At 32.3% G+C, this 15,971-nt stretch carries 15 protein-coding genes; 10 read left to right on the plus strand and 5 right to left on the minus strand.

Annotated elements, in window-relative coordinates; all coding sequences use genetic code 11:
• Positions 1 to 40 precede the first annotated feature (40 nt).
• Positions 41 to 1,024 carry a UDP-glucuronic acid decarboxylase family protein gene (locus P5P90_RS09535; protein WP_278034477.1) on the plus strand — a complete coding sequence of 328 codons (984 nt, stop codon included), beginning with the start codon at positions 41 to 43 and terminating at the stop codon, positions 1,022 to 1,024.
• 1 nt (position 1,025) lies between these two features.
• On the plus strand, positions 1,026 to 1,826 hold the full coding sequence (locus tag P5P90_RS09540) for a glycosyltransferase family 2 protein (RefSeq protein ID WP_278034478.1): 801 nt from the start codon (positions 1,026 to 1,028) through the stop codon (positions 1,824 to 1,826).
• A gap of 168 nt (positions 1,827 to 1,994) precedes the next feature.
• Here P5P90_RS09540 and P5P90_RS09545 read toward each other — a convergent pair whose 3' ends face one another.
• Together P5P90_RS09545 and P5P90_RS09550 are read right to left on the minus strand one after the other, a co-directional pair.
• Entirely contained in the window at positions 1,995 to 2,513 is a 519-nt protein-coding gene (locus tag P5P90_RS09545; RefSeq protein ID WP_278034479.1) for an ORF6N domain-containing protein, read from the minus strand.
• 42 nt (positions 2,514 to 2,555) lie between these two features.
• The gene (locus P5P90_RS09550) at positions 2,556 to 3,866 is read right to left on the minus strand and encodes a phenylacetate--CoA ligase family protein (RefSeq protein ID WP_278036505.1); all 1,311 of its coding nucleotides are present in this window, start codon (positions 3,864 to 3,866) and stop codon (positions 2,556 to 2,558) included.
• Positions 3,867 to 4,014: 148 nt separating this feature from the next.
• On the opposite strand from P5P90_RS09550, the gene purD reads away from it, so the two are divergent.
• The gene (gene purD, locus P5P90_RS09555; RefSeq protein ID WP_278034480.1) at positions 4,015 to 5,289 is read left to right on the plus strand and encodes a phosphoribosylamine--glycine ligase; all 1,275 of its coding nucleotides are present in this window, start codon (positions 4,015 to 4,017) and stop codon (positions 5,287 to 5,289) included.
• Positions 5,290 to 5,552: 263 nt separating this feature from the next.
• Here purD and P5P90_RS09560 read toward each other — a convergent pair whose 3' ends face one another.
• A complete protein-coding gene (locus P5P90_RS09560) occupies positions 5,553 to 5,783 on the minus strand; it encodes a DUF6341 family protein (RefSeq protein ID WP_278034481.1) in 231 nt (76 codons plus the stop codon).
• Between the two features lie 136 nt (positions 5,784 to 5,919).
• Between P5P90_RS09560 and P5P90_RS09565 the strand changes: the two genes are divergently transcribed.
• Positions 5,920 to 6,204 (plus strand): hypothetical protein, encoded by a 285-nt coding sequence (locus P5P90_RS09565; protein WP_278034482.1) that lies wholly within the window; start codon positions 5,920 to 5,922, stop codon positions 6,202 to 6,204.
• Entirely contained in the window at positions 6,195 to 6,848 is a 654-nt protein-coding gene (locus P5P90_RS09570; RefSeq protein WP_278036506.1) for a DUF6427 family protein, read from the plus strand. The genes P5P90_RS09565 and P5P90_RS09570 overlap by 10 nt, the downstream gene beginning before the upstream one ends.
• Here the strand turns inward: P5P90_RS09570 and upp are convergent.
• On the minus strand, positions 6,843 to 7,496 hold the full coding sequence (upp, locus tag P5P90_RS09575) for a uracil phosphoribosyltransferase (RefSeq protein WP_278034483.1): 654 nt from the start codon (positions 7,494 to 7,496) through the stop codon (positions 6,843 to 6,845). The genes P5P90_RS09570 and upp overlap by 6 nt on opposite strands.
• A 98-nt stretch (positions 7,497 to 7,594) precedes the next feature.
• Between upp and P5P90_RS09580 the strand changes: the two genes are divergently transcribed.
• The 4 genes from P5P90_RS09580 to P5P90_RS09595 all read left to right on the plus strand — a co-directional run bounded on the left by P5P90_RS09580 (position 7,595) and on the right by P5P90_RS09595 (position 13,144).
• A complete protein-coding gene (locus tag P5P90_RS09580) occupies positions 7,595 to 8,200 on the plus strand; it encodes a DUF4254 domain-containing protein (protein WP_278034484.1) in 606 nt (201 codons plus the stop codon).
• Positions 8,201 to 8,316: 116 nt separating this feature from the next.
• On the plus strand, positions 8,317 to 9,324 hold the full coding sequence (locus P5P90_RS09585; RefSeq protein WP_278034485.1) for a glycosyltransferase family 9 protein: 1,008 nt from the start codon (positions 8,317 to 8,319) through the stop codon (positions 9,322 to 9,324).
• Positions 9,325 to 11,310: 1,986 nt separating this feature from the next.
• On the plus strand, positions 11,311 to 12,312 hold the full coding sequence (locus P5P90_RS09590; protein WP_278036507.1) for an outer membrane beta-barrel protein: 1,002 nt from the start codon (positions 11,311 to 11,313) through the stop codon (positions 12,310 to 12,312).
• A 67-nt stretch (positions 12,313 to 12,379) separates the two neighbouring features.
• Positions 12,380 to 13,144 (plus strand): GLPGLI family protein, encoded by a 765-nt coding sequence (locus tag P5P90_RS09595; protein ID WP_278034486.1) that lies wholly within the window; start codon positions 12,380 to 12,382, stop codon positions 13,142 to 13,144.
• Between the two features lie 76 nt (positions 13,145 to 13,220).
• Here the strand turns inward: P5P90_RS09595 and P5P90_RS09600 are convergent, their stop codons facing one another.
• Positions 13,221 to 14,270 carry a ferredoxin--NADP reductase gene (locus P5P90_RS09600; RefSeq protein ID WP_278034487.1) on the minus strand — a complete coding sequence of 350 codons (1,050 nt, stop codon included), beginning with the start codon at positions 14,268 to 14,270 and terminating at the stop codon, positions 13,221 to 13,223.
• Between the two features lie 363 nt (positions 14,271 to 14,633).
• On the opposite strand from P5P90_RS09600, the gene porW reads away from it, so the two are divergent.
• Complete coding sequence (gene porW, locus P5P90_RS09605; protein ID WP_278034488.1) at positions 14,634 to 15,956, plus strand: type IX secretion system periplasmic lipoprotein PorW/SprE; 1,323 nt, start codon at positions 14,634 to 14,636, stop codon at positions 15,954 to 15,956.
• Positions 15,957 to 15,971 lie beyond the last annotated feature (15 nt).

Genomic DNA, 15,971 nt, shown 5'->3' on the forward strand with positions numbered 1-15,971 from the left:
TGGAATGCTTTTTATACCTTGCAACGGTTAAAATACAACTATGAAAAGAATACTGATTACTGGAGCTGCGGGATTTTTAGGGTCTCATTTGTGCGATCGTTTTATTAAAGAAGGCTATCATGTTATTGGGATGGATAATCTCATCACTGGTGATTTAAAAAACATCGAGCATTTGTTCAAACTGGAAAATTTTGAATTTTATCATCACGATATTAGCAAGTTTGTGCATGTTCCAGGTGAGTTGGATTATATTTTACATTTTGCTTCACCAGCCAGTCCAATTGATTATTTAAAAATTCCAATTCAAACTTTAAAAGTAGGTTCGTTAGGAACACATAATTTGTTAGGCTTGGCAAGAGTTAAAAAAGCTCGAATTTTGATTGCTTCCACTTCTGAAGTTTATGGCGATCCATTGGTGCATCCACAAACGGAAGAATACTATGGTAATGTGAATACTATTGGTCCTCGCGGAGTGTATGACGAGGCGAAACGCTTTCAGGAATCCATTACGATGGCGTATCATACGTTTCACGGTGTAGAAACCCGCATTGTACGAATTTTTAATACCTACGGACCAAGAATGCGTCTCAATGACGGTCGTGTAATTCCGGCTTTTATCGGGCAGGCAATTCGTGGTGAGGATTTAACCATTTTTGGAGATGGAATGCAAACGCGTTCGTTTTGTTATGTAGATGATCAGGTCGAAGGTATTTTCCGTTTGTTGCATTCCGATTATGTGTATCCAGTAAACATTGGAAATCCGGACGAAATTACCATTAAAGATTTTGCCGAAGAAATCATCAAATTAACAGGAACAGATCAAAAAGTAGTGTATCATCCTTTGCCGGTTAATGATCCATTACAACGCCAACCAGATATTACAAAGGCCAAAGAAATATTAGGTTGGGAACCAAAAGTTAACCGTGCCGAAGGGATGAAAATTACGTATGAATATTTCAAATCCTTGTCTCCAGAAGAACTTTCAAAAGAAGAACATAAGGACTTTACCGATTACATCAAATAAAATGGAAAGCCCATTAGTATCTGTTATTATTCCAACATTCAATGCTGAAAAATACATTTCGGATACTATTCAATCGGTTCAAAATCAGACTTATCAAAACTGGGAAATTATCTTAGTAGATGATTGTTCAACGGATACAACACCAAAAATAATTACTACTTTTCTAACGGATAAAAGGATTCAATTTTATCCGTTGGAAATCAATTCCGGAACAGGAATAGCCCGAAATACTGCTTTGGCGAAAGCCAAAGGAAAATACATTGCTTTTTTGGATGCTGATGATTTGTGGAAGCCTGAAAAACTCCAAAAGCAAATTGCTTTCATGCAATCAAATGATTTGCCTTTTACTTTTTCGTTTTATGAATGTATCGATGAAGATGGAGATGCATTAGGAAGAAGGGTAGAAGCTCCCCGAAATTTATCGTACTGGCAATTGTTTTTTTGCAATTATGTGGGGAATTTAACCGGAATTTATGATGTGGGTTATTTTGGGAAAATAAGCATTTCCAGTATCCGAAAACGTCAGGATTGGATGCTTTGGCTCAGCATTTTGAAAAAGATAAAAATAGCAAAACCGGTACCTGAAAGTTTGGCTTTTTACCGTTTACGAAGCAATTCACTTTCCACTTCAAAAACCGAATTAATCCGATATAATTTTGCGGTTTATAGACAGTTTCACGGATTTAATGTCTTGGTTTCGGTTTTTTGTATGCTTGGATTTTTGTTTACGCAATTGTTTGTAAAACCAAGTTACATAAAAAGGATTTATGACTCTCCTCATAGCGGATTAAATAAAAAATAGACCACAGACCTGTCTGCCGTCAGGCAGGTGACACTGATTGAACAGATAAAAACGGATTTTTGTAGCTCTTTGTGAATCACAATCTGCGATAATCTGTTAAATCCGTTTCATCAGTGTGCCATTCTCAATGATTGGTATAAGAAACGGATAGTCATAAAAAGGATTTAATTATTTTTTGTAACCAATTTTGGTTCTTGGCTTTTCTTCTTTTTTCTCGGTTAACTCATCTAAATAAGAGAAAACCAATTCAATATTTTTACCCTGATTTTCCAATTTTTTCTGGATTTGTACAATGTCCAATTTCATTTCGGTGGTGTCTAGTAACATTTGTCTCACTTTGGTAAAAATACGCATGATTTGTATATTCGTTTGAATGGCTTTTTCGCTATTCAAAACACTGGACAGCATTAAAACACCATGTTCCGTAAATGCGTAAGGTAACTTTCTAGTTCCTCCCCAACTTGAAGTCGCAAAATGCGACTTCAAGTTTTGAAATTCGTTTTCCGTAAGTTGAAACATGAAATCTTCAGGAAATCGACTTAAATTTCTTTTAACTTGTTCATTAAGTCTTTTGGTTTCAATACCATAAAGAGTTGCTAAATCCCTATCTAACATCACTTTTTGATTTCTGATGTAATAAATAGTGTTAGTAATTGTTTCTTCTGAAAGAATATGTTTAGAATCCATTGTTTCCTATTTAGAAACAACTAATATATGAATTTATTTACATTATAAAAAAGAAGTAAATTGCTTCAATTTTCCTCTAGCGGTTCTTTCCAGACTGTTTTTTCGAATAAATGTAAAATGCAAATCGGGTTCTAAATACAAAGTAATCGCTTGTTCTATTTTTAGAATTTGTGCTAAATCTAATGTGGTTTCGCTGACATATTCAATCTCAAAATGGTCTATTTTTCTTTGTTTGATAACAAATTCTTTGACGTTTCCATCGTCTTCAATAATGGATTTGGTCACATAATAAAACGTCAATCCCGGCGATTTTTTACCGCTTGGCAAAACCGCAATATCATTTGTTCTACCAATAAGTTGCTTTAGAATAGGTTTGTCCAAAGTACTTTTTTCGTCCAAAATTCCAATGTCTCCAATATCATATCGAATAAATGGATGTGCTTTATTGAACAGGGAAGTAATCACAATGCGTCCTTCTTGACCATAGGGTAAAACCTGATTGTTTTCATCTACTATTTCTACAAAAAGGGTTTCGGAATTAATTTGCCATTCGCCTTGCGGATTTTCAAAAGCAATTAAATCCAGCTCCGAAGCCCCATATTCATTGACAACAGGAATCCCAAATTGCGTTTCAAGTAAGATTCGATCCTCTTCAAAAAGCATTTCTGAAGTGACCATACATACTTTCAAACTAGGACAAATTTGTTTTAAGATGAGGTTTCGCTTACGCAAAAATTTAGCAAACAAAACTATTGAACTTGTGTAACCGTTGAGGTATTCGAATTTTTTATGCTGAAACTTTTCGACCATTTTTTCTAAAACCACATCCGATAAATCAAAAATGTGAAAGCGATAACGATGGGCCAGAAAATCTTTGATTCGCTCTTTTTTGTTTCCAATAAAATCCAATGGGATTCCATAAAATCGGGCTTGAAGCGAATGGTTAAAATCAATGCCAAACCATCCAAAACGATACATATTAGACGCCCAGGTAAGGGCATGGGTATATTTGTCTTTGGCAAAAATAAAGGGTTCACCGCTCGATCCTGAAGTTTTATTGGTATAGGAATTTTTTAAAGTAAAACCTTCTGAAAGTCTTGATTTAAGAGGAACCTGAAGATTGGTTTTATTCAAAATGGGTAAATCTTCCCAGTTTTTACAGTCTTTAGAGCCAACTAACTTTTGATAAAAGGTATTGTTTTCTAAATGATATTTTACAATTGCTTGTTTCTGATTTTCAATAAATTGTTTTTTTTCCGTTGGAGAAAGAGCGACTATTTTGTCCAAATCGGATTTTGCTTTTCTGATAGGAAAGGCATTTAGTTGCAGCGAAAGGTCGAAAATAGAAAACATGAAAACGGTTATTTCTTCAAAAATAATATTATAACAAGAACTTAAGGTCGCGAATCGACAACTTTTTACTAAATAATTATTTTTTACGTTCAAAAGCAATTATTTTTGCAGCACTCTAAAAATGAGTTTTCAATTAAAATTTTAAGACATGAATATATTACTATTAGGTTCAGGAGGAAGAGAGCATGCATTTGCATGGAAAATGGTTCAAAGTCCGCTTTGCGATACTCTTTTTATGGCACCTGGAAATGCTGGAACAGCTGATATTGCCACTAATGTAGCAATTGCTGTAACCGATTTTGAAGCGATTAAAGCTTTGGTTATCAAAGAAAATATCGAAATGGTTGTTGTAGGTCCTGAAGATCCATTAGTAAAAGGTATTTATGATTTTTTCTTAAATGATGCTGCTTTAAGTCATATTCCAGTGATTGGTCCATCAAAAATTGGAGCAACATTGGAAGGAAGTAAAGAGTTTGCCAAAGAATTTTTGGTAAAACACAATATTCCAACGGCTGCTTACGATAGTTTTACGGCTGAAACAGTTGAGCAAGGATGTGCCTTTTTAGCAACTTTGGCACCACCTTATGTATTAAAAGCAGATGGTTTAGCTGCCGGAAAAGGAGTGTTGATTATTCAAGATTTAGCCGAAGCGCAATCGGAATTAAGAAATATGTTGGTGGGACAAAAATTTGGTGCTGCCAGTTCAAAAGTAGTTATCGAAGAGTTTTTGGACGGAATTGAATTAAGCTGTTTTGTAATAACTGACGGAAAAAGCTATAAAATTTTACCAACAGCCAAAGATTACAAACGTATTGGCGAAGGAGATACAGGATTAAATACAGGCGGAATGGGAGCGGTTTCTCCGGTTCCTTATGTAGATGCTGTTTTGATGGAAAAAATTGAAACACGCATTGTAAAACCAACAATTGCGGGATTACAAAAAGATGGAATTCCATACAAAGGATTTGTTTTCATTGGATTAATCAATGTGAAAAACGAACCATTGGTTATTGAATATAATGTGAGAATGGGAGATCCAGAGACTGAGGTTGTGGTACCAAGATTACAATCTGATTTAGTAGAGTTGTTTTTAGCTGTATCCAATGAAAAATTAGACGAATTTGAATTAAAAATTGATCCAAGAAGTGCTACTACCGTAATGATGGTTTCTGGTGGTTATCCGGAAGATTTCGAAAAAGGAAAAGTAATTTCAGGTTTAGATAAAGTTGAAAATTCAATAGTTTTTCACGCAGGAACTAAATTTGATAATGGAAATGTAGTGACTAATGGAGGTCGTGTAATGGCTATTACGTCTTATGGTGATTCTTTCCTGGAAGCTTTAGCACAATCGTATAAAAATGTGGAAAAAATCAACTGGGAAAATGTGTATTACAGAAAAGATATTGGTTTCGATTTAGTTTAGTTGAAACTAAATATTTAGTATACAGAACTAATAAAAAAATACAATTTTTAAACAGCAGTAAGCTCTTCGGTTTGCTGCTTTTTTTCTTAAAAGTTAAAGATTAAAAAAAACATTAGTTTTAAAATTAAACCATTAAGAAGTTAAGTTTCATTAAGTGTATTCTTAAATTTCTTAATTTCTTAATGGTTTAAATAAAATTTAATGGTATAAAAAAACCGTCTCATTTTTTGAACGAGACGGCTTTTTTATATTTTGACTTTTTCTTATTTCAAGAAAGAGTGAGCTGTTGTATCTTGATTTTCAGTTCCAGCATCATCAAAAATACGTAATTGTTTAATCCAATAAACGATTGCTGCTGAACAGATAATCATAAAAATCCAGTTTAAAGTATTAGCTCCAAACCAGCTTACAAGTTCTAAAGAGCGTAACCAATCTAATGGTTTGAAAAGAAAATCAACAAAAAGTGATTGTATTCCTTCGAAAAATGCCTTCATGATATAGAATTTAAATTTTATTAATCGTTGAAAAGTAAATATCTAAAATCGTTATGCGAATAATAATTTTGTCTTAACTCGTTTCCTTATTTGAACAAGTAGTATATTTACAGTCACAAAAGTATAAAATATCCTTATGATTACAAGTGTTTTTAAAAAATCTACACCATTAAATTTTTCCTTAGTAGTATTTTTGATATTGTTTTTTGATTTTATCTATCAAATGCAAGATTTAGCTTGGTCTCATTCGGCGATTTCAATAGCTAAAAAAGTAGGCATTGGGTTGTTGATTTTGTTTTCGGCATTGCTTACTAATTTTATCTCAAAACGCAACGGACTTAGTAAAGACAGTGCTTATACGGTTTTATTTTTCTTGTTGTTTTTTCTTTTTTTCCCAGTCTTTTTGACAATATTAATGTAGTATTTGCTAACTTTTTTATTCTTTTGGCGCTTCGAAGATTGATTTCTTTACAGTCTCAAAAAGCGTCTAAAGAAAAAATATTTGATGCTTCTTTTTGGATATTAGTGGCTTCATTGTTCCATTTTTGGTCTATTTTGTATTTGATTTTGGTATTCATTTCAATCATTGCTCACGTTATAGGCGATTATAGAAACTGGCTATTACCATTTATTGCTTTTTTTGCAATAGTTATTTTATTTGCCATGTATTCATTGCTTTTTAATGCAGATGTTATAGCTTATATAACTAATGGTGTTCAAATGAATTTTAGTATTGATTATTTTACTAATAATTATCAAAATGCCGCACTTTCTATTTATGCTACGGTTGCTTTGGTATTTGTTTTTTCAATGGTAACAACGCTATCTTCCAGACCTTTGCAATTGCATGCATCGTTTAAAAAATTGTTGTTTGCTTTTTTTATTGCGGTTGGTATTTATGTAATTTCGGCTAATAAGAGCAATGATTTATTATTGTTTACCATAGCTCCTTTGGCAATGATAACAACGGCACATATCGAAATGCCCCAACAAAAATTGAATCAAGAGTTGGCTTTAGGCGTTTTAATTTTGTGTAGTTTATTTTGTTTTTTCTCCCAATTATAATTTGATTCCGTAGGCCAAATCACCAGCATCACCCAGACCGGGAATAATGTAGCTGTGTTCATTGAGTTTTTCATCTAATGCAGCAATCCAAAGATGACAATTTTCGGGTAGATGTTGTTGTAAATAGGCTATTCCTTCTGGAGCTGCAATAGTTACTGCAATGTGAATTTCTTTGGGAGTTCCTCTTTCTATCAAACGTTTATAAACCGCTATAATAGATTGTCCAGTTGCCAGCATTGGATCAACAAGTAAAAGATATTTGTCATTAATATCGGCTATGGCTTGATATTCAACTTTTATTTCAAAATAATCATCATTGTTAGGATGGTAGCGGTAGGCCGAAATAAATCCATTTTCGGCTTTATCAAAATAATTTAAAAAGCCCAAATGCATACTTAAACCCGCTCTTAAAATCGAACAGATCACCACTGAATTGGCAATTTGAGTTGTTTTTTTAATACCTAATGGTGTTTGAATAGCTATTTCTTTATATTCTAAATTTTTGCTAATTTCATAAGCCATGATTTCGCCAATCCGTTCTATATTTCGTCTAAAACGCATGGCATCATTATGAACATTAACATCTCTTATTTCTCCTAAAAAATGATTTAGAATGCTGTTCTTTTCTGATAAATAATGAATTTGCATAATTGATTTTTTTGGGTTTGAAATGAAGAATATAAAATAGAATTCTTATTTTTTTATAAAAGTATAAAAAGTATCTTTGTCCAAATAAAAATATAGAGATGTTTTCAAAATTAGCTTATTCCGTTTTTGAACAAAGTATAAAAGATTATCACCAATTTGATAATGTTGACCAACCGATAAACAATCCTTATCCTAAGGATCAGTTTGAACATTTATTATATCTAAAAAACTGGATTGATACGGTTCAATGGCATTTTGAAGATATTATTCGTGATCCACAAATTGACCCAGTTGCCGCTTTGACTTTGAAAAGAAGAATTGACGCTTCTAATCAAGAACGTACCGATATGGTGGAATATATTGATAGTTATTTTTTGCAAAAATACAGCAAGGTAGTTGTAAAAGATGATGCCAAAATCAACTCTGAAAGTCCAGCTTGGGCTTTTGACCGTTTGTCTATTTTAGCCTTAAAAATTTATCACATGCAAGAAGAAGCTACACGTGCAGAAGCTACTCAGGAGCACAGAGATAAATGTCAGGAAAAATTAAATGTTCTTTTGGAACAAAGAACCGATTTGTCAACTGCTATTGATGATTTGTTGACTGATATTGAAAATGGTGATAAATTCATGAAAGTGTACAAACAAATGAAAATGTACAATGATGATGAATTGAACCCGATTTTGTATCAGGCAAAAAAATAAAAATACAATTTTACCATTAAGGGATTAAACCAATTAAGTAAAACTTAATGATTCTTATTTTCTTAATGGTTTTATTTCATTAATTAATTGTCAAAAAAATTAAACATATAGCCGTCATGAGACTATCCGCTATGGGAGATGTCGCCATGACGGTTCCTGTTTTACGAGCCTTTGTAAAACAACATCCGGATATTAAAATAACGGTTATTTCCCGTCCGTTTTTCAAGCCTTTTTTTGAAACGATACCCAATATCGGTTTTTTTGCTTTTGATGATAAAGAACGTCATAAAGGCTTTTTGGGCTTACTTCGATTATTTGCCGACCTGAAACAATTAAAAATCGATGCTTTTGCCGATTTACACAATGTTTTGCGTTCTAAAGTGGTGCGTACACTTTTTGCCTTGAGCGGAAAAAAAGTAGCTGCTGTAGATAAAGGTCGTGCTGAGAAAAAAGCACTAACAGCAGCCGAAAATAAAGTGTTTAAACAATTACCCACTATGTTTGAAAGACATACAAAAGTGTTTGAACAATTGGGTTTTGACATTGATTTATCTAATCCTAACTTTCCTGACAAAGCTGTTTTAACGGATGATATTAAAGCAATTATAGGGGATAATCATCAAAAATTAATTGGAATAGCACCTTTTGCACAATACGATTCTAAAGTGTATCCTTTGGATTTAATGGAAGAAGTTATTGCTAAATTAGCAAAAAAATCTTCTAATAAAATACTTCTTTTTGGTGGAGGAAAAAGAGAAATTGAAATTTTAGAATCGATTTCAGCATCCTATGATAATGTCATTACTATAGCTGGAAAAATTAAATTTCAGCAAGAATTAGAATTGATTAGTAATCTTGACGTGATGCTTTCCATGGATTCCGGAAATGCTCATATTGCTGCCCTATTGGGTGTAAAAGTGGTTACGCTTTGGGGAGCCACTCATCCTTTTGCCGGTTTTTCCCCATTTAATCAGCCATTGGAAAATGCCTTGGTTTCCGATAGAAATTTGTTTCCAAAATTACCTACTTCAATATATGGAAACAAAAGAGTAGAAGGTTATGAAGACGCTATGCGTACTATTTCTGTTGATTCTATCCTATCGGCTCTATCCAATTGTATCTAAATTGTTTAGAATATTTTTGTTTTTTTACGACCTTTTTTATGAAAGAATAGTTTTATATTATTTTTAACAATCCTCTTTATTTTTTGTAAGTATATAATGCTAATTTTACTTTTTAATACGTCTGTTTTTTACACTATTTTTTAACTGGTATTAGTCTGTTTTGAGAATTAAGCAGTGTTACTACTTTAAAGCAAAAGTATTTATGAAAAAAACCTTGGGTTTAGTTACAACAATTTTACTTTTAATATCATGTTCGGCTTTTTCTCAAAAAGTAAGTGTTTCTGGTTTAATAACGGATAGTAAAGATAAATCAGCTGTTTATAATTCGGTTGTAGCATTATTAACACCTACCGATTCCATTTTGTATCAATTTACACGTTCAGACAAACAGGGTAAATTTAATTTCAAAGAGGTAAAATCTGGAAATTATATTTTGATGACTTCTCATAATCAATATGCAGATTATGTAGATGTCATTAATGTCAATGGAAAGGATTTAAAGTTAGATAATATTGTTTTAAAAAGTAAAATAGAAGTATTAAGAGAGGTTGTAGTTAAATCGGGTTCCATTAGAATAAAAGGTGATACGACAAGTTATAGAGCCAGTGATTTTGCAGTGAGTGAGAACGCTAATGTTGAAGAACTATTAAAAAAATTACCCGGAATTCAAGTTGATAAAAATGGCGCTATAAAAGCAATGGGTCAAACCGTTCAAAAAGTGTTGGTGGACGGAGAAGAATTTTTTGGTGATGATCCTGGTATGGCTGTCAAAAATTTGAGGGCTGATGCGGTAAAAGTGGTACAAGTTTTTGATAAAAAAAGTGAGCAAGCCGAATTTACAGGAATTGATGATGGTAAAACTCAAAAAACAATTAATCTGAAATTAAAAGAAGACAAGAAGAATGGATATTTTGGAAAAATTGACGGCGCTAATCAGCCTTTTACTGATGCCGACTCCCGATACAATACAAATTTAATGTTTAGTACTTTTAAAGGGAAAAGAAAACTTTCTGCCTTTTTGTTAAATGGAAATACGGGCCAAGATGGTTTGGGATGGGAAGATAGTGAGAAATTTGGAGCTCGCGATAACAGCTGGAGTATGAACATGGATGATGATGGAAATGTAAGTTACGAATGGGCAGGGGGCAATAATGATGATGAAACCTATATAAATACACAAAACGGATTTACTAAAAACACAAATGCAGGTTTACAATACACGAACAAATGGAACGATAAACAAAACCTAAATGTTTCGCCAAAATTCAATAAACAAATTTACACAAACAATAATAGTAGTATTTCGCAAACTCAAATTGGAGATACGCAATTAAATCAAGAAAGAGCCACTGTAACAAACGTGAACAGAAGCAACTTTAAATTGAGTGCAGTTTATGATGTAAAATTAGATTCGGTAAATTCTATAAAATTCTCTGCTAAAACTAATTTTTATGACACCGCAAGTGATGATTTTACGCAGGGTAGTACCACAGGTGATGGCGGTATATTGAAAAATAAACAACAAAGGATGTCTTCAACAAATTCGGATAAGACATCACTTTCAGCAAGTATGTTATTCAAACACAAATTTGCCAAACCGCGACGTACTTTTACTTTAAATAGTAGTTGGAGTAGGTTAAATACAAACTCTAATAATTTTTTAAAGTCATCCAACGAAAGTTATATAGATGGAAATTTTGATTCTAAAGTAGATGTTGATCAGAATAAAATAGGGGATAGATCCAATCAAAATTTAGCTGTTGGCTTAAGTTATTCTGAACCTTTATTAAAAGAACTTTCTTTACAATTTGCTTATCAGTTAAATTATGATAGGGGTAAAAACAACTATTTTACTTATGATTATTCAGAAACTTCCGGAAAGTATGATCAACTAGTAAGTGCATTGTCTAATGAATTTGAACAGGACATAATTACACACAGACCCAATTTAAAACTGAATTATAACACAAAAAAATCAATTACAGTATTGGAAGTGGTTTTGGTTTCACCACTTTTGATTTATTCGATAAAACAATGGAAAAGGAGTACAAGCGAAGCTATACTAATTTTTTTCCAGCTGCAACGTTCACTTACCGATATAAAAGCAATAGTAATTTACGATTTGATTATCAAGGTTACACTAGACAACCTACACTGGATCAATTGCAGCCTTTAAGAAACAATCAAGACTTTTTTAATCAAACTTTGGGTAATCCTGATTTAAAACAATCTTTTACAAATAATATAAACATAGGTCAGAGTAGTTATGATATGCTTTCTGAAACTCAAATCTATCAAGGGCTTTCATTTAGTACAACAACAAACGCTATTATTTATAGCAGTGTAATAGATACTCAAACGGCTAAAACTACTTCAAAACCAATTAATACTAATGGAAATTTTTCTGGAAATTATTATATGGGTTATGGATTTAAAATTAAGAAAATAGATTTGAGAGCTGATTTTAGTCCTTCTTTTGGATTTAATAAGTCAATTTTAAGCATTAATAACAATATGAGTAAAGCAGAGAATCTGAATGCGGGATTTTCGGTTTATTTGAATAAGTCAAAACAAAAACAATACGATATTAGTTTAAGTAATCAATTTACCTACAATCGAAATAGCACCACTCAAAATACGGAAATCAAATCGTTCAATACAAACACCCTAGATTTAGTTGTAGGTGTATATTTTGCAGAAAAATGGAAGTTATCTACTGATTACAGCTTAAATACTAGACAAAAAACAGTTGATTTTCAGGATAATTTAACCAGTCAGTTGTGGAATGCAAGGTTGGAACGTAATTTTAAGAAAGACGAGTTTACAGCTTATATAATGATTAGAGATATTTTAAATCAAAATATTGGTATACAAAGAAATGTGTATCAAAATACCATTAGTCAGGAACAAAACGACCGATTGAAGCGATATGTGATGGTAGGCTTTACTTGGAATTTTAAAAATGGAGCAGATAAAGCAAAGAAATAAATTAATTAGGTTGTACAGTTTTAATGACTATTTCATAACGCATAACCTATAACCCATAACTTATTAAATGATGAAGACACTATATTATATAATTACAGCGCTATTATTTACAACAACTACTTTTGCTCAGCAATTTGTAGAAAAGGCGGTTATTGAATTTGAAGTGAGTACCAATCTAAAAAAAACGATGACTAATGATAGTTGGGACGAGATGATGAAAGAGAATCTTTCGGATTTAAAAATATCCTATTTCAACTATACTTTTGCGAATAATAAAAGTGTTTTCAAATTCAACAGATGGAGCCCAAAAACCAGAATTCCAAAATATTACAAAGAAGTAGATGAAGAAAACAGTTGGTATTTTGACTTCAATACAGGAACAATGAACATGCAAAAACAAATTGTAGGGACAAATTTTGTCATTGCCGATAGTATTCCTAAAATTGAATGGAAAATTACTAATGAAAACCGAGAAATAGCAGGTTATAATTGCCGAAAAGCGGTAGGTAAAATTATGAATGATGTTTATGTTTTTGCCTTTTACACCGATGATATCACCATTTCAGGCGGTCCTTGTTCTATAAGTGGTTTGCCGGGTATGATTTTAGGACTTACTATTCCTAGATTGTATACTTCGTATATTGCTACAAAGGTTGATGTTAGTTATAGTAATGCAGCAGAAATAACTCCTGTTACAGCCAAAAAAACCTATGATTTTACAGGTTTAAAGTCATTGATTGAAGAAAAAACAAAAGATTGGTTTAGTTATGGTGATAACAAAGAAGAAAACGAACGTCAAAAAAATATGTTTATTTGGAATGCTTTCCTGTAGTATGTACTAATAAAAATTTCCAAATTCCAACGGTATAAATTTGGAATTTGGAAATATAAATATTGGAATTTAATATTTACACATCATCAAAATCTACATAAATTGTATCTGATGTTGGGTGTGCCTGACAGCTTAAAATTAAACCTTCGGCAATTTCTTTGACTGTTAAGATTGAGTTTTTCTTCATTTCGGCACTTCCTTCTGTTACTCGGCAAAGACAGCTGCTGCAAATTCCGCCTTGGCAAGAATACGGAGCATCAATACCTTGTTTTAAGGCTGCCTCCAGAATCGTTTCTTTTTGAGACATTTCAAACGAAGTTTCTTCGTCATCCACCATAATGGTAATTTTCGAATGTCCTGATAAATCTTTGATTTCGTTTTCAAAAGCCGAAGCCGTGAACAATTCAAACTTGATAGCCGAGTCCTTTACGTTTTTCTCTTTTAAAACATTAGAAACCGTATCAATCATCGCTTCCGGTCCGCACAAATAGAATTTTTCGAATTCTAAAGCTGCATTTTTATTATTTAAAACATAATTCACTACCGATTTGTCTATGCGACCAAACAAAGCATCTTCTGCTCTTGCCTGACTATAAACATAGTGTACAAATAAGCGGTTTACATATTGCAAATGCAAGTCGTGTAATTCTTGGTGAAAAATGGTTTCTTCAGGAGATTTGTTCCCGTAAACCAATACAAATGAACTTTTTGGCTCACTTTTTAAAACCGATTTGATAATCGACATTACGGGAGTAATTCCACTACCAGAAACAAAAGCTACGTAATTTTTTTGACGATTAACTTCTGGTTCAAATGTAAATTTTCCTTCTGGTTTTCCTACTTCAAGAACATCTCCAGCTTTTAATTTGTTATTAGCAAACTGAGAAAACAAACCATCTTTTACCGCTTTCACAGCAATGCGCAATTCGCCACTTTCAGGCGAAGAGCAAATAGAATACGCACGACGAATTTCTTTTCCGTCAAGGGTTAATCTTAGGTTTACATATTGTCCTGCAATGAATTTATAATTCTCTTTTAATTCTTCAGGCACATTAAAAAGGATAGAAACAGCAGCAGCCGTTTCCCTTTTTACCTCTTTTATAAGGAGTTTCAAAAAATTTGGCATGTGATATAATTTTTGACAAAAATAAAAAACCATAAATAAATTAAGTCACTCTGAATAAGGAATATTTTGAAGAATATTCAAATTTTGTTTTATAAAACTATTTATTTGAAATTTTACTCTAAAAAAGTAGCTGTTTTACTAATTTCAAAGTTTACTAATGATGTGAAAACAGTGTTTTCTCAGATAATTTATGGTGATAATCCTTAAGCTTAGATGATAGTCGTTACTACGTATTGATTTAACACAAAATCATAGCAAGCTTTTTCTTTCTTTAAATTTCTATATTTCAAAAAGAAACGTATTTTTACCAGTCATTACACTAAAAAAACTTTTTGAAAGTTTAATGATAAAAAACGTCAATCATTGAAAACCAATAGATTTAAATATTACATTCCTTTAGGATGTTTGTGCATATTAGTAGCCTGCTCTACAAGGAAGGATACTTTTTTGGCTAGAAATTCACATGCCCTAAGTACACAGTATAACATTTTATATAATGGACAAATTGCATTGGATAAGGGAATCAAGGCAATCGATGCGAGTAACCAAGATAATTTTTGGGAACTTTTGCCAGTTGAGCCTATGAATATTGATGAAGATCTAGTGGTGGCAGATACCTCTAAAAATGTCGATTTTGCAAAAGCAGAGGAAAAAGCAACTAAGGCTATTCAAAAGCATTCCATGTATATTAAAGGAAGGGAGCGCAACTCGCAAATCGATGAAGCTTATATATTATTAGGTAAAGCACGTTATTACGACAAACGTTTTATTCCCGCATTGGATGCTTTTAATTATGTTTTGTATAAATATCCTAATAGTAGCCGTATAGATGAGGCTAAAATTTGGCGTGAAAAAACCAATATGCGTTTAGGAAATGATGTTTTAGCTATTAAAAACATTTCTAAAATGCTCAAGGAAACCCATCCCAAAAAACAAATTATGGCTGATGCCAATGCTCTAATGGCTGCCTCTTTTTTGAATTTAGAGGAAAAAGACAGTGCTATTGTTCGTTTAAAAAAAGCAGTCAATTTTAGCACCCGAAACAATGAAAAAGCCAGATACCGTTTTATTATAGGACAATTGTATCAAGAGAAAGGGGATAATGATCAAGCAAGAGCTTATTTTGAAGCCGTAATTAAGATGAACCGAAAATCGGATAGAAAGTACATGATGCATTCTCAAGCCCTGTTAGCCCAGCTATTCGATTATCAAAATGGGGACAAATTGGCCTTTGATGAAAAATACCATAAATTGTTGGAAAACAGAGAAAATCGTCCGTATTTGGATATTTTAAATCATCAAATGGCGATTTTTTATGATAAAACAGGAAAGGAAGATAAGGCTATTGAATACTATACTACCTCTTTGAGGAAATCCCAATCGGATAATTATTTAACAGCTTCCAATTATAGAAATATTGGAAATATTCATTTCAGAAATGCTCGTTATTTACAAGCGGCTACATATTACGATAGTACTTTGGTAAAATTAAATCCTAAGACCAGAGAATTTATTCATATTGAAAAGAGACGTAAAAATTTGGATGAAGTTATTTTCTACGAAGCAATTGCACTTAGGAATGATAGTATCCTTAGAGTAGTAGCATTACCAGAAGCAGAAAAAATAGCGTACTACGAAGAGCAAATCCAAAAGTTTAAAAAAGAGGATGAGGCTAAAAAAAGTTAGAAGAAAAAGAAGCTG

The organism is Flavobacterium nitratireducens, from assembly GCF_029625335.1.
GTDB lineage: Bacteria > Bacteroidota > Bacteroidia > Flavobacteriales > Flavobacteriaceae > Flavobacterium > Flavobacterium nitratireducens.

Excerpts from the sequence above, each read along its gene's own strand:
- upp (WP_278034483.1), bottom strand. The coding sequence starts at position 7,496 with ATGCAAATTCATTATTTATCAGAAAAGAACAGCATTCTAAATCATTTT.
- P5P90_RS09545 (WP_278034479.1), bottom strand. The coding sequence starts at position 2,513 with ATGGATTCTAAACATATTCTTTCAGAAGAAACAATTACTAACACTATT.
- P5P90_RS09535 (WP_278034477.1), top strand. The coding sequence starts at position 41 with ATGAAAAGAATACTGATTACTGGAGCTGCGGGATTTTTAGGGTCTCAT.
- P5P90_RS09540 (WP_278034478.1), top strand. The coding sequence starts at position 1,026 with ATGGAAAGCCCATTAGTATCTGTTATTATTCCAACATTCAATGCTGAA.
- P5P90_RS09550 (WP_278036505.1), bottom strand. The coding sequence starts at position 3,866 with ATGTTTTCTATTTTCGACCTTTCGCTGCAACTAAATGCCTTTCCTATC.
- purD (WP_278034480.1), top strand. The coding sequence starts at position 4,015 with ATGAATATATTACTATTAGGTTCAGGAGGAAGAGAGCATGCATTTGCA.
- P5P90_RS09585 (WP_278034485.1), top strand. The coding sequence starts at position 8,317 with ATGAGACTATCCGCTATGGGAGATGTCGCCATGACGGTTCCTGTTTTA.
- P5P90_RS09565 (WP_278034482.1), top strand. The coding sequence starts at position 5,920 with ATGATTACAAGTGTTTTTAAAAAATCTACACCATTAAATTTTTCCTTA.
- P5P90_RS09595 (WP_278034486.1), top strand. The coding sequence starts at position 12,380 with ATGATGAAGACACTATATTATATAATTACAGCGCTATTATTTACAACA.
- P5P90_RS09560 (WP_278034481.1), bottom strand. The coding sequence starts at position 5,783 with ATGAAGGCATTTTTCGAAGGAATACAATCACTTTTTGTTGATTTTCTT.
- P5P90_RS09580 (WP_278034484.1), top strand. The coding sequence starts at position 7,595 with ATGTTTTCAAAATTAGCTTATTCCGTTTTTGAACAAAGTATAAAAGAT.
- P5P90_RS09600 (WP_278034487.1), bottom strand. The coding sequence starts at position 14,270 with ATGCCAAATTTTTTGAAACTCCTTATAAAAGAGGTAAAAAGGGAAACG.